The sequence below is a fragment of the Streptomyces sp. NPDC107528 genome (genome assembly GCF_055639295.1).
Genome location: NZ_JBVKAV010000010.1, coordinates 414,755 through 428,137 on the forward strand (window position 1 = coordinate 414,755; position 13,383 = coordinate 428,137).

At 64.7% G+C, this 13,383-nt stretch carries 9 protein-coding genes and 4 pseudogenes; 6 read left to right on the forward strand and 7 right to left on the reverse strand.

Features of this window, described 5'->3' with window-relative positions; genetic code table 11:
- Window positions 1-9: 9 nt before the first annotated feature.
- Together ACZ7L5_RS31275 and ACZ7L5_RS31280 are read right to left on the reverse strand one after the other, a co-directional pair.
- A pseudogene (locus ACZ7L5_RS31275) lies at window positions 10-565 on the reverse strand (GNAT family N-acetyltransferase).
- A gap of 443 nt (window positions 566-1,008) precedes the next feature.
- The gene (locus tag ACZ7L5_RS31280) at window positions 1,009-3,750 is read right to left on the reverse strand and encodes a WD40 repeat domain-containing protein (RefSeq protein WP_471520827.1); all 2,742 of its coding nucleotides are present in this window, start codon (window positions 3,748-3,750) and stop codon (window positions 1,009-1,011) included.
- Between the two features lie 154 nt (window positions 3,751-3,904).
- Here ACZ7L5_RS31280 and ACZ7L5_RS31285 point away from each other — a divergent pair.
- A pseudogene (locus ACZ7L5_RS31285) lies at window positions 3,905-4,249 on the forward strand (IS5/IS1182 family transposase); the annotation flags it as partial.
- On the opposite strand, the pseudogene ACZ7L5_RS31290 reads toward ACZ7L5_RS31285, so the two are convergent.
- Window positions 4,235-4,633, reverse strand: a pseudogene (locus ACZ7L5_RS31290) (transposase family protein); the annotation flags it as partial. The pseudogenes ACZ7L5_RS31285 and ACZ7L5_RS31290 sit on opposite strands and share 15 nt — an antisense overlap.
- Before the next feature lie 132 nt (window positions 4,634-4,765).
- Between ACZ7L5_RS31290 and ACZ7L5_RS31295 the strand changes: the two are divergent.
- The 4 genes and pseudogenes from ACZ7L5_RS31295 to ACZ7L5_RS31310 all read left to right on the forward strand — a co-directional run.
- Window positions 4,766-5,305 (forward strand): hypothetical protein, encoded by a 540-nt coding sequence (locus tag ACZ7L5_RS31295; protein WP_471520910.1) that lies wholly within the window; start codon window positions 4,766-4,768, stop codon window positions 5,303-5,305.
- A 124-nt stretch (window positions 5,306-5,429) separates the two neighbouring features.
- Window positions 5,430-5,798: a hypothetical protein gene (locus ACZ7L5_RS31300; RefSeq protein ID WP_471520829.1), complete on the forward strand. Its 369-nt coding sequence runs from the start codon at window positions 5,430-5,432 to the stop codon at window positions 5,796-5,798.
- Between the two features lie 583 nt (window positions 5,799-6,381).
- On the forward strand, window positions 6,382-6,897 hold the full coding sequence (locus ACZ7L5_RS31305; protein ID WP_471520831.1) for a hypothetical protein: 516 nt from the start codon (window positions 6,382-6,384) through the stop codon (window positions 6,895-6,897).
- 184 nt (window positions 6,898-7,081) lie between these two features.
- A pseudogene (locus ACZ7L5_RS31310) lies at window positions 7,082-7,189 on the forward strand (epoxide hydrolase N-terminal domain-containing protein); the annotation flags it as partial.
- A 13-nt stretch (window positions 7,190-7,202) separates the two neighbouring features.
- On the opposite strand, the gene ACZ7L5_RS31315 reads toward ACZ7L5_RS31310, so the two are convergent.
- Both ACZ7L5_RS31315 and ACZ7L5_RS31320 read right to left on the reverse strand, forming a co-directional pair.
- The gene (locus ACZ7L5_RS31315; RefSeq protein ID WP_471520833.1) at window positions 7,203-7,691 is read right to left on the reverse strand and encodes an Lrp/AsnC family transcriptional regulator; all 489 of its coding nucleotides are present in this window, start codon (window positions 7,689-7,691) and stop codon (window positions 7,203-7,205) included.
- An 814-nt stretch (window positions 7,692-8,505) separates the two neighbouring features.
- Window positions 8,506-9,072, reverse strand: coding sequence for a hypothetical protein (locus tag ACZ7L5_RS31320; RefSeq protein ID WP_471520835.1), 567 nt, complete (start codon window positions 9,070-9,072; stop codon window positions 8,506-8,508).
- A gap of 152 nt (window positions 9,073-9,224) precedes the next feature.
- Here ACZ7L5_RS31320 and ACZ7L5_RS31325 point away from each other — a divergent pair, with 152 nt between their 5' ends.
- On the forward strand, window positions 9,225-10,457 hold the full coding sequence (locus tag ACZ7L5_RS31325; RefSeq protein ID WP_471520836.1) for a sensor histidine kinase: 1,233 nt from the start codon (window positions 9,225-9,227) through the stop codon (window positions 10,455-10,457).
- A 63-nt stretch (window positions 10,458-10,520) separates the two neighbouring features.
- Here ACZ7L5_RS31325 and ACZ7L5_RS31330 read toward each other — a convergent pair whose 3' ends face one another.
- A complete protein-coding gene (locus ACZ7L5_RS31330; protein WP_471520838.1) occupies window positions 10,521-12,395 on the reverse strand; it encodes a hypothetical protein in 1,875 nt (624 codons plus the stop codon).
- Window positions 12,380-13,153 carry an ABC transporter ATP-binding protein gene (locus tag ACZ7L5_RS31335; RefSeq protein ID WP_471520840.1) on the reverse strand — a complete coding sequence of 258 codons (774 nt, stop codon included), beginning with the start codon at window positions 13,151-13,153 and terminating at the stop codon, window positions 12,380-12,382. The genes ACZ7L5_RS31330 and ACZ7L5_RS31335 overlap by 16 nt, the downstream gene beginning before the upstream one ends.
- Between the last annotated feature and the right edge of the window lie 230 nt (window positions 13,154-13,383).

The window sequence follows — 13,383 nt, forward strand, 5'->3', positions numbered from 1 at the left end:
ACGTCTTCTTTACCGGCACTGTCGGCGCGGTCTGCGGCTCAACCACCGCCGCCGGATCCACCTCGAACAGGCCAGGTCGTTCTCGACCAGGTGCGCCTCCCGACGCATCCCGAGGCGCTCACAGCCCCGCACAGACCCGGTGTTCTCCACATCCAGCCGTGCGTAGAGCCGGTGCACGCCCAGCGTGTCGAAGGCAAACCTGGCCAGCGCCGCAGCCGCCTCGGTCGCGTAGCCGTGCCCCTGGTGACGTGACGAGAGTCCAGCCGATCTCGGCCTGGGCGGCGCGGGTATCAGCCAGGGCGAGGCTCACCTCGCCAACGACGCCGGGCTCATCGCGTCGGCAGACAGCGAGCGCCAGCTTGTCCCCGTTGGCGCGCCAGGCCATCTGCGCCGCGCGCTCGGCGGCAACCTGCTCGCTGCGCTCTCGCGTGTGTGCCGGCCGGTACAAGTAGCGCGCCACGCTCGGCAGGCTCTGGTAGGCGTACAGGTCGTCGGCGTCGCCGGGAGTGAACAGACGCAGCAACAACCGGGCCGTGGTCAACGGCAGCAGCGAGGCAACGTTCATGCGGACCTCCGGGACGCGGATGTGGATCAAGATGCGGCCTGATTTTCGCATCACGACTGCCCGGCAGCCACGCCTTTTCAACAGCAGCGCCCGACAGCCCCACCCCACCACGAGGCTCGACTTTCCAGGAGTTTTCTTAGAGCGTCCGCCAGTAGGTCATGAACATGGAAAAGGTGAGGGCGTGACTGGGACAGCTTGAGGATTATGTAGTTCTGACGCTGTGTGACCATCGAGAGGTGCCGTGTCCATCGTGCCCGCGTCCATCATCGACCCGATCCGTGACGGCCTCCTGGCGCTGCTGCATGATCGTGGACTACTTCGGGATGTTCCACAGCATGGACGCGCGGGTGGGGCCCCGAGGGCCCGGTTCGGCAGCGGCGCCCTCGACCGCTTCCTCGACACCCGCTAACTCCACGGCTCCGATGTTTCGGCACCATGATGGCTCACCAGGTCTCGGCGTCCACACCCGTGATGGCGATCCGCAGCGCGCTCAACGCCTCGTTGGGGCGGGAGGTGATCCCGCCGTAGGACGGTATTGGTACCGCCGGGAGCAGGTCGAGCACCGCGCTGAGACGGCGGCATCGTGCCGCCTGCCGGATCAGGTCGGCGGTTGGCGCCTGGCGATTGGCCGGCGGCATGCGGGTGATCTCTTCGTAGGCTCGGCCGAGCTGTTGAACGTCGTCGTCACTGGGCCGGTCCGGTTGCCCGCCTGCGGCGTTCCGTTCGGCGATGTCAAGGTCGTCCTCGACCTGGAGGTTCTCATGTCCTGCCCACTCCCGCAGCAGCCGCGGCTGGCCGTGTTTGGCGAGGATCTTCACCACGACGCGCGTATCGAACAAGTCCCTGGCCGAACGCAGGATCGCCTCGGCGAGATCGGCCCTGCCCTTACGCAGCACGCAGACGAGGAACGAAACAGCGACGCGGTGGCCGGGGCCTCCAGCACCCTCTTCCAGCATCGCCCGTGCCTCCGCCTCGCGCCCGCACTCCAGCTGCATGCCCACGAGTTGAAGCCAGCACTGCCGTGAGCCGGCCGCCGCGCTGATTGCCGCCTGGAACCACTGGTCGGCGCGCTCCTGCTCGCCCAGGGCCGCACAGGCGCCGCCGATAGCACCCAACGCGCGTGCCTGCGCACCCCACGCCGAGGTCGGCCACAGGGTCTTTGTCCCAAGGAATTCACAGGCTGCCTCGTGCTCGGAGAACAGCGAGCGGGCATCGTCCGTCAGCCCGGCTCGCGCCAGGATCATGGCGACCTCGGCGGCCAGGTGAGCCCTGCGGCCCTCCGGGCACACCTCGATCAGCTGCCGGGCTTCCTCCGGTTCACCGCGGCGGGCCTGCATCAGGGCCGCCTCGTGGAGCGCCCTGCCAAACCAGGGGATCGAATTCTCTTGGTTCTGGGTGTTGCCGTACTCCACGATCGCCTCGAGGAATGCCTGGAACAGGTCGTCCAGGGTGGCAGTGTTCGCCGACGGCCACTGCCGTGGGCCCGGCTCTGGCTTCGTCCGGCTGCGGAACGCCTTTAGATACTCCCGCAGTGGTTCCGGTGCCCGCTCGGCATCGGCGGCGCTGCATGCGTCTGGAACGACGTCCAGCTCGCCCCAGTGCAGCGGCCAGGCGAAGCGCCCGCCGACGGCCCAGGCGAGCGTCGCGTTCAGGTCGTCCTCGCGGTCGGCGGGTGCAATCACCAGGCCGCTCGGGAAGGCGACCGCCCATGTCTCCTCGTCCAGGGCGAACGTGGGGTTGGGCGCGGGATACATGGCCTCACCGAGGTCCTCGCCGTCGAGCATGAGAGGGCGCGGCCTGGGCGGCTGCCGCAGTAGCGTGAAGTCGCCGAACACCTCGCCGGAGTCGGCGCGCAGGAAGCGCAGCACCGTCGGCCCCAGCGCCACGAGCACGCCGTCGGCCCCCCAGAGCACGCCTGCCGCCCCCTCGGGCGCGTCGAAGGCGTGAAGCCGCTCACCCCGCTCGTCGCCCAGCGACCAGATCTCGATCCGGCCCTTGACAGTGAGGCACGCGGCGCGGTCGCCGCCGCCCGGCTCCCACGCCCATGGCCGGACGTCCAGATCATCGTCTTGTTGCCGCACGGCCACGTCGAGGTCGTAGCGATGCTCTCCAGTCGAGTCCACGATCCCGACGCGCGGAGCCTCGGCGTCGGCGCTTGCGGGGACGACGACGGCGAGCCGCGGGCCCCACGACATGAAGACCGACTGATACGGCTCATCGAGGTATCCGGGCATTTCGGCCACAGGCCTGCCGGTCAGCGCGTCAGCGATGACCAGTGCGCCGTCCCGGTGATAGGAGAGCAGATGCTCGTCCCGGCTCCATTCGGCGGACGGCCATCCGCTAATCGGGGCCGCCTCGACAAGCCAGGAGACCCGCCCTGAGGCGACGTCGATCGAGCAGACCCGCCCGTTGTGCAGGTTCCCATACACCCGCGTCCCGTCCCGGGACCAGACCGGCCGGTCGAGGACGAAACCCTCGTCTTCCTCGTCCTGTTCGTCATCCTTCTCGCCGTGGTCTTCGTCGTCCTCTTCCTCATCGTTCATCGTCGGTACCGTTGTGGTCTCCAGGCTGGAGAACTCCACGATCGAGCCATAGGTCTCGGAGGTCTCGTCCATGACGTACGCGCGCAGCCCGTCGGGCGAGAGCGCGAAGGGATCAGGACGGCCGTTGTAGGTGAGGCGGACGGTCGCGATCGGCTCGGTGTCGGCGCCGAAGGGGTCCCAGACACCCACGTTGCTGGCCCGGTACTCCACGGCCAGCCGGGTTTCGTCGGCCGACCACTCCAACATCTCGTCGTAGCCGGGCCAGCCGATCCCGCCCACGATCCCATCGATGACGTTGACGCACCGTCCGGTGGGGACCTCCCAGATCTGCAGGGTCGCACCGGCCTCGTAGTCGTCGCCGCCGAAGTCGCCCACCGCGAGGTACCGGCCGGACGGGCTGAGCGCCTGTGCGGTGATTTCGACCCGGTGCACATCGGGGTGGCGCAGCAACGCGCGCTTCTTGACGTGCCCAGTTGCGATCCGGTGTGCCTCGGTGACGCCGTGGATGCGTTCCAGCTCGACAAGCGCCGCGCGCAACGGCGGCAGGTCCCACTCGGGTTCGAAAGCGTTCCAGTCCGCCGCGCGCAACGCCCGTGCGAATGTCTTCGGCCGGGCCTCGGGCTCCGGGAAGTCGATCTCCATGACCGGCGATCGTAGGAGGTGCTACCGACAACTGCGCGTGCCGCCTATTAGAGCGTCCGTTAGTAGGCCATGTACGCGGCAAGGTTGACGGCACGACGGGCACGAACTCGATGATCATGGAGTTGTCTACGCTCTGTGATCATCAGGAGGGTTCGTGCCCGTCGTGCCTGCGTCCATCATCGCGCCGATTCGTGAGGAGTTCCTTCATCTGCTGCCCGAGCGGCAGGACGCGCACCCGCTGGGTTGCCACAACCCGCGGATCCCGGACGCGGTGGTCTTCGACAGGCTCGTGCTGGCGCTGGTGTCGGGCATGAGGTACGAACGAGTCGCAGACGAGGCGTGTTCAGCCACCACGATCCGGCGCCGGCGGGACGAGTGGATCAAGGCCGTGATCGCCGGCCATCTGGTCCTCGCGGTGCTGCGGGCCTACGACCAGATGGTGGGCCTTCATCTGGAGGAACTGGCCGCGGACGGCTGCATCACCCTGGTGGTTGGTGGAGTACCGGTAGTTCTTCGCCTGCTCGGCCCCCGCATGGTCACGCGTGGGCACCAAGGTGCCGTCCACGATGAGCACGGTGCCCTTGCGGAACCGGAGGCGCGGCCGCAGCGCCAGCAGCGGTGCGAGGCGGTCGATGATGCGGTCGGCCGCAGACTTCGAGATTCCGAACAACGGCGCGAGCTGGCGCAGCGTCAAGTTCGTGCGCCAGTACGCCGCGACCAGCAGGACGCGGTCCTCCAGGGGAAGGCCCCACGGCCGGCCTCGACGGACCGCGTCCGCTCCCTCACGGCGCAGGGCGGTCACCAGCTTGCCGAAGCAGCGCGGGCTCAGCCCGGTGAACGGGCCTATCCAGGACGGCTGTGACGCCGTGATCACTGCTCCCACGTCAAGATCGTCCCACTACCCCAGAGCCCAGCGTTTTACGAAGATCAGTACTTACCAGAATTCTGGTGGGCGGTCTCGTCCCCGGCCGGTACGGTGCGACGCAGGACCAAGGAAGATGAGCTCGTGCGCCCAGTGCTGTTGGTGGATGTGGACGGACCGCTGAACCCGTATGCCGCGAAGCCGCACCGTCGGCCCGAGGGCTATCAGACACACCGCCTGCTGACCCCCCGCTGGGAGGCCGCCGAGCGGCGCCGGCTGACTGAGTGGGGGCTGCCGAACAAGCCGGTGAAGCCGCTGCGGGTGTGGCTGAACCCGGGTCACGGCCCGGCGCTGGAGGCGCTTCCCTTCGACCTGGTGTGGGCGACTACGTGGGAGGAAGAAGCCAACGCTTTCGTCGCGCCAGTCCTGGAATTGCCCGAGCTGCCCTTCATCCCCTGGCCCTCGCCGCGGCCCGAACCCGGGAACGGTGTGTTCTGGAAGACGCCTGAGATCGTCGCCTGGGCGAAAGGCCGTGCGTTCGCCTGGGTCGACGACGAAATCACAGAGGCGGATCGGACCTGGGTGAAGGACCACCACGACGGTCCCGCCCTACTGCACCGGATCGACCCGCGACGCGGCCTCACCATCGACGACTTCGCTGCGCTGACGGCATGGGCGACCGGCCTCGATTGACTCCGCAGCCGGTCGACACCCGGCTGAGACGCCGTCCTCCGTGATCGTTTACGGGACAAGTCTTAGTCAGATTCCGGAGGGGGTAACCTCAGCAGAGTGCCTGCTCCACCAGGACCGGATCACCATGCGGAACGCACAGGTCTCCACGTCCAGCGCGGCCAACTTCCGGAAGGACGCGATGGCCTCTTCCCTGTTCACATTGAATGGGCCCAGGACAGTGCGCCCATCCCCCGTGACGATGATGTCGCCCGGGAAGAGGACATGGCTGGCTGGAAGATGGAGGCCGATGCTCCCCGGCGCCTGTGACGGGCACCGCCAGGACCTGGACAGGCTCACCCCAACCGTCAAGGGTGTCGTCGTTGAGTTCCACGTCGACCGCGACGTACTGAGGAGGAGGAATTTCCGCATCCTCGAAGCCCGCCATGAACTGTTCATGAAGCTTATGCTTTTGAGGCGTATGGATGGGCGAGGGCTCGGCGATTGCCTCGGATGAACGGAGCGTCAACGGCACTAGCCAAGATCTCGAAACCAGGTCGGCCGCCAGTCCGTAGGTGCGATGCTTGGCTTGGGCATCAAGCCCGCCTTCGAATAGATCATGCACGTGTTCAGTTCCGGCCCAAGGCTCGCGCTTCTTCGAGCCCCACGCCCTCGCCGGGCATGTGAATCCCGCAACTGTCACTTGCTGCTCGCCGTCCCTATGTTGTCGACACCGGCGAGTGTGTGCTGCTCACTTCACTGCAGCGGCGTTGACATTAGCCGCCCTGAGCAGACTACCGGAGGCGCCGGCGTCGTGTGCGGAGCCGATCGTTCGCTACCTTCGACGACGAAGGAACGGCGCTGCGAGCCTTGCCGGACTTCAACTCACGCGGCGCAATTGCGCCGCGGTTAGCGTCCCTTGTTGACAGGATCCTGCTCGATCACGATTGTTCGGCTAATGGCTACCTGAGGATGAGACGGGCCTACGGCTGCGCACTTAGGACTCGCCAATAGTTGAGCATTTCGAACAGCCAGACAGGTGCGGGTATCAGTTCCGGACAGGACATCCGGTGTGCTGGCAGAATTCGGGGAAGGCGAAAATGAGCAAGTTCATTCGAAAAAACCTCACAGCAGGGGCTGCTGTCGTAGCGATAGTCAGTACGGCATCGGTAACGGCGGGCTCGGCCTCCGCTGTGAGCAGCTATGCATGCACGACCAGCACCAAGTCGGTAGATACGCCGCAATACAGCGGTCCGTGGCCCGACAACTTCGAGTTCACCGTCAAGACATGCGCTAGGCGCTCGGGCTCGACCATCTACGCCTATGCCACGATCAAGTGGGATGCACCGCCCTCTGCCGACCAAGTCGACACTTTCGACGCTGCTTCGTTTCGCACGTACATAAAGAAGTCGGTTAGCGGTACCGACCCGGTGATGCGTTACCGGGACACCAGCATCAGCAAGATCGAGAGCGGAGATGGCGCGGTGACCACGTCCGTATTCAGCTACACCATAGGAAGTGCTAGGGGTCTTGCCGATGGCGCGCTCAAACTGAACTGGAACAATGACGGCGACGGCACAAAACACTACGCGGTATCCGCGTCACCCCGCGTCTGATCAACCGCAATTGTGAGGGAGGCCACATTATCACGCTGGCTGGGTGTATGTCCCTTCTGAGACCATCATGGAAAGACTCATGACCGCGAAGCGTCTCCGGATACCCGCTCCCGGCGAAATGCTTAAGTGATCTCCGAATCGTCTGTCTTGCACCCCGTTACGCCACGCGATCCGACGCTGCATCATGGGCTGCAGTTCCGATTCTCAGTATCTACGTGAGCTCGCCGAATATTGGGTGGATGGATTCGAATGGCGACAGGCCGAGCGATTCCTCAATAGGTATAAGGATCATGGGGTAGCCGTCGTTATGCTGAACTTGTGGGCCGGCGTAGCGGATGCTCCGCTGACGGAGATCTTCGTGGGCCGCGGTAGGGAAGGGTCTGACTGTAGACGACGCTGGTACTGGTACTGCCGAACTGAGACAGTTCGTTGACAATGGTTTCCAAGTGGCCCATCGAAGCGGCACCGACCTTCAACATGTAGCAGTCGTCGCCAGTTATTCTCAGGCATTCGAAGATCTCGAGGCGCTCATCGAGCAAATGATGCAATGGCTGATGCTGGTGACCGGAGTACTTGAGGCGAACCACGGCGAAAACTGCGACGCCGACCTTGGCCAGGTCGACAGTTGCTTGATACCCAGAAATGACACCTGTCGCCTCCAGCCGTCTAACGCGTTCGGTGACAGCGGACGTGCTCAGGTTCACCCGACGCCCGAGCTCTGTCAGAGCCACCCGTCCCTCTTTTTGCAACTCAACCAGAATCGACCAGTCGGTTGCGTCCAGTTTTTCGGTCACCCGACCAAGATACTGCGCTGTCGCCTGGAGCAGACAAGCCCGGAGATCGCTGCCGGACCGATGAATGGTGGACGGGCAGGTGGACCACTGTCGTACAGCAGCGTGTTGAGCCTGCTGCTGGTGGGCACACACCGACCACTGGCCCGGAGCGAGGAGAGGTTGCCTGCACGGTGACCGCCCTGCTGTGTGCCAGCGGCCGCATTATTGATCACAGCCCTATAAGGTACAAAAACTGCAGGTCTAGCGAGGTGGAGCTGTAGCTGCAGCGACTGAAGCGACTCAACTTCCAGACGTGAGAGCCGGGTAGAACGCTTCGCGAGCACCCTGCACCTTGCGTTGACTTGTATGCACAACTCCAGATCGAGAGTGCGGCCCGCGTCTCTGCTCGTCTGCCCCGTGTCGCCTTTGGCCATCATGGCCAGCACGGGATAAGGCCGGTTCAACTTGCCAGTGCTTGTACGGGTCCGGGGGCCATTTCGCCCTTGCCCGCTCGCGAAGAGACGAAGCGGCAGCTGTGGCCGGGAATAAGCTCTTCGCCCCCGTCGATGAGGCCCACAGGCGACACAGCGGCCTGGATCGTTGCCGACCCGGGCATGGCTGCCGTTGCTTGCACCGTCCCCCGCATAAATCTCCCCGCCACCGAACCGGCTGTGCCCAGTGGCTGCGTCCCGGGCGTTGGGCGGGGAGTCCGCCTCCCTGCGCATACCGCATCCCTTGTGGTACGGCAGGAATGCGGGGGACCGCTCTGCCCGGGACGGGAAGCTCAAGATTCGCAGCGCGAGCCCCGACTCGTGTCTACGTGGGAACAGTTCCCTCAGCGTTCAACGTGGACGGATTCGTACTCCCGCTGTTTCTCCTTCTTTGGCCAGATCAGATAGGTGAGCGCGATGAGGCCATGGATACCGGCTGCCCTCCACGCTGTGTACATCCAGCTCTGCAGTGAATCAGTTCGGTCCGTATCGCCCACAGACCAGATCGCGATCTGGAGGAGCACGGTGGTGACGACCGCCGCGATGAGCGTTCCAAGCCAGATCCTGCCCTCATGCTTCGCCCGCGCCACGCCGTATCGGGGCGGCTTCACCGGCGGCGGACCACCAGCGAGTCGGTGCGCGGCGTGGCCGTCAAGCCACTTGATTGTTCGATGGCCGTGGCCGACGGTATAGCCGATGTAGAGCGCCGCGAGGCCATGCTTCCAGTCCGGCTCTGCTCCATTCTTCAGGTCGGTCGCGGTGGCGATCAGGAGCACGAGCTCCAGCACCGGCTCGCATAGGAGCAGTGCGGCGCTGGCGCGCGGCATCTTCAGCAGATAGCGGAGGGCGAGGCCGGCAGCCAGCAGCACCCAAAAGCCGACTTCACAGATCACGATGAGCGTGACGATCACAACGGTTCTCCATTCGTGTGCATCAAGCTTCGCTGACGCAGGACCTCACACTCGTCATCGCATGCGACGAACCGGGACTGCATCTTTGGATGTAGTGAACGGTCCGACCCGAAGGGGAGCACACTGCGGCCCCGTACGTGTTTGATGGCAGTGTGAACATCCCCCGCCCCCGCCTCTGCCGAGACGACATCCTCATAGCCATCACCGGCCTGGTCGGCGGTGTTGTGCTGTGGTATCTCGTACTGCGAACACATGACAACTGGCTGGACGTGCCGCCATGGGTGACGCTCATGCCGCTCGCTGTCACTGCCGGACTGGAGCTGCTGCGTCGGACGATGCCACGTGTGGCCGTCCTCATCGGCACAGTCGTGGTTATCGCGGACCAACTCATTCAAGGCAACTTCGCCACGGTTCTGATGTTCACTGATCTCGTCTATGCCTCCGTTCTGTACGGGCCTGCATCGACGGTCCGCCGGATTCCGGTTGCGGCAGGTCTACTGACGGTCGCCGCGATCGTTGGGCTGGCGTCCTGGCTCCGAAGTCCGGTTGGAGTGCTGTTCGGTGTGCTGGTGGGGCTGGTCACGGTCGCCCCCGCAGCAACAGGATTGATCGTCCGCAATCAACGCGACGCCGCCGACGCTGCGCGGCAGCGAGCAGAGCAGACCGCTGTACTGGCGCATTTGGACAGGGCGGAGGCGATCGCCGCGGAGCGTGCACGCATGGCTCGTGAGCTGCATGATGTGGTCGCCAATCACCTCTCCGCCATCGCGATCCATTCCACGGCCGCGATGTCGCTGAACGATGCAACAACGACCTGTGAGGCGTTGAAGGTGATCCGAGAGAACAGCGTCGAAGGCCTGGCCGAGATGCGACGCATGATCGAGTTGCTGCGGGACGCCGGGGAAGCCCCCGAACCTGTTGACTCCCCTTCCTTGGACGCCATAGAAGGATTGGTGGAGCAGGCCCGAGCCAACGGCGCATCGAGCGGACTGTCGTTCCTGCTGAGAAACGAATGCGACGGCCGTGGCCGGGTGCCGGGATCGGTGCAGCTCGCGGTATACCGCATTGTGCAGGAGTCACTCACCAACGCGGTCAAGCACGCCGCGGAGGGCGAAGTGCGCGTTGAGCTGTCATGGATACAGGGCGCTTGGCTGACCGTGACGGTGACGAGTCCGCTCGGGCAGCAAAGGACTGGACCACGGGCCCCGGGGTCGGGTGCGGGCCTAGTAGGTATGAAGGAGCGAGTGGCCCTGTTGAACGGGGCGCTCCAGGTCGGGCCGGCCCGGGAGGCAGACGGTGTTGAGGTTGTCTGGCGAGTGCGCGCCCGACTGCCCGTACCCAGTGCTGAGAGACATTCGGATGACAGTCGCACAAAGAGTTTGTGATGCTCACCCGCCGACCCGGACGACGCCGACCTGGACGACCGCGCCGACCCGGGCGACGGGACGTTACTCAGCGCTGGCCCTGGAGCGCGCCTCGTGACGGAGCTGCCTCAGACCAGTAACACACACTCGTACTGCAAGTGTTAGGAAGAAGACACCGATCGCGAACATGAGGGCGATCACTGGCCACTGCCACTGCGTGGGCATGTAGAGGGCCAGAAACCAGACCTTCGCCACATCACCGGACACCTTCATCAACAGGGGCGCAAGCGACTGAGGGAAGAGCGCAATGCACCCGATGCTGAAATAAGTCCACAGCAGGCGTTGACGCGAACGTGGCATGGCCTTGATGAGCGAGGCGGTCCCGGCCTTGGAACGAACGTCCTCCTTGCGTGTTCGCATGAGTTGCAGCAGCTCAGGACCTCGCCTCGTCAGGGAGCGCCGTGCATTGCGGCCGAGGTGCACGTAGCACAGCACACCGGTGCCGGCTCCCATCGCGACCGATCCCCAGCGCAGAGCCAGAGAATCGAGGAGGTGGCCTGCCACCGCCGCAGTCGTCGCCGGTGTGATCAGGCAGAGCGTAAGGATCAGCATGATGAATGCCTGGCCAGCCAGCCCTGGTTGGTCGGTCCCCGACCTCTTCGCCTCCCGAGGGTCGGCCACAGGAGCGAGTTGAGTGAGGCCGATGAGCGGCAGCAGGCCTGCTCCACCGCCAAGGATGGCGCAGGTTGCGGCCAGGATTACCGGCCACAGCTCGATCGATCCACTGAACGCGATACCGACGGCACCGAGTATCAGCGACATTGGGGCAAACAGGACGAGCCAGGCCAGTTGGCGGCCGCGCACGTCAGCGCGTTCCGTATCTGGCAGGACCAGCGCGAGCCACAGTGCTGTGCCGTCGTGGGCGTAGAGGCTCACCGAAGTGACCGCAGCCATCAAAGCGGTGAGTACGCCGATGAAGGGCAAGAACGACGTGGAGCCGAAGGCAAGGGGCACCAGGCACGTCAGCAACGCGAACGTGGGTGATATGACCAAGCTCTGAAGACGCCTGGAGTCGCGCTGCCACGTCCGAAGCTCCTTGAGGAACACCGCGCCCGTGCGTCCGGAGACTGCCCATGGGCACGGTGTCCTGGTGGCGGCCGCCGAACCTCGTGTTGCTCGTATCGTTTGGGTCCACCACACAGGCCCGAGCGACTGGTTCCAGAGCAGCCACAGGACAAGTATCAGTGCGACAAGCCCGGCAAGGGGCAGAGCGGTCATCGGCCAGTCCGACCGGGACGATGCTTCCACGGCAACGACTGCCCAGCCCGTCGGCACAGTGCGCGCTACGCCGGAGAACCCTGCGGAGAAGCCCGAGAGCAAGACGCTGTCGAGGGCGATGAAGACGATCCAGCCGGACGAGGCGGCCACCAGCAGGACACTGTGCAGCAATGCGCTCACCACGGTGCCCAGGCGTGAGCGGGTCAGCGCCCCGAACAGACGTCCCGCCAGGCTGCCCAGCAAAACGACCAGAGTGAGCTGCAGCAGTGCACCGAAGACGGCGACCAGGACCGCGGTGACGCCTGCGCTGGAGGCGAACATGACCAGGGCTGCAAAGGCAACGAGAGTGACGAACGGCGCTGTTCCAGCGAAGGCGGATGCAAGCAATCCATGAGCAAGTCGCCGACGTGGCAGTGGTAGCAAAGCGAAGTGCTCGGCGCGCAGGAGGGGTTGCCCGCCATAGGCCGGGGCCAGTATCCAGCCAATGGTCCAAAGGGCGAAGACAGCGCACAACAGATCTCCGACAGTGCGCGGGTGCTGCGCATCGAGTGTTGCGATGCCGATGGTGCCGACTGCCACCAACAGCCCGATCACGGTGCCGCTGTACATCCAGTGCACGCCTGTGCGGGCGAGCGACCGCCTCAGGACCGTGATCTTCATCTGGATCAGGGTGACAGCCACGACAATGCTTCCCCATCGTTCTCGCGCCTTGTACCGACCAGGCTGATGAAGGCTTCCTCGAGTGATCCGTTCTTCCTGATCTGATCCAGAGGGCCATCTGCGATGATCTCGCCCCCGGCCATCACAGCAACGGCGTCGCAGAGTTGCTCGACTGTCGCCATGACATGGCTGGACAACAGCACGGATCCGCCGGAGGCAACAAAGCGATTCAGGATGCGTTTCAGCATCACCACGGATACGGGATCCACGGCTTCGAATGGCTCGTCGAGTACGAGCAACTTTGGCCTGCCCAGAAGCGCCGTGGCGAGACCGATCTTCTTCCGCATCCCGGTGGAGTAGTCGATGATCAGGGTGCGCTCGGCGTCGCCGTCCAGCTCTAGTGCAGTCAACAAGCTGTTCGTCCGATCCTGAGCCGTGCTGTGGTCCAGGCCTCTGAGCCGGCCGATGTAGGTAAGCAGTTCACGACCTGTGAGATGTTCGGGAAGCGCCAGGCCATCCGGCAGCACACCCATCAGCTGCTTGGCCCGCTCAGGGGCTTGCCAGACATCGATCCCGAAGACCTCCGCGCGTCCTTCGTCCGGCCGCAGCAATCCGACGCCCATGGACAGCATGGTGGTCTTGCCAGCTCCATTGGGGCCCACCAGCCCGAAGAAGGAGCCTTGCCGAACGGTGAGTTCTGCCCGCTTGACCGCTACGTGGTGACCAAAGGTCTTGCGCAGGCCGACGAGTCGGAAAGCGGGTGGATCGTCGCTGCTCACGGCCGGTACAGAGCTTCCAACATGCTTCATCGATCACTCATGCCCATCTGGCATCGCCCCGCGAGGTTGATGCCACGGAGTCCGGGTGCGAGCAAACCACACGTGCGTGCACCCGGACTACGGACGTGTCGGCAGGCGCGGATACCCATGCGCCACGCATTCGGTGCGCCGTCTTCACCGAGACCGTAGAAACCTGCGAACAATGTCTTCGGAAGCAATCCGCAGCTGCA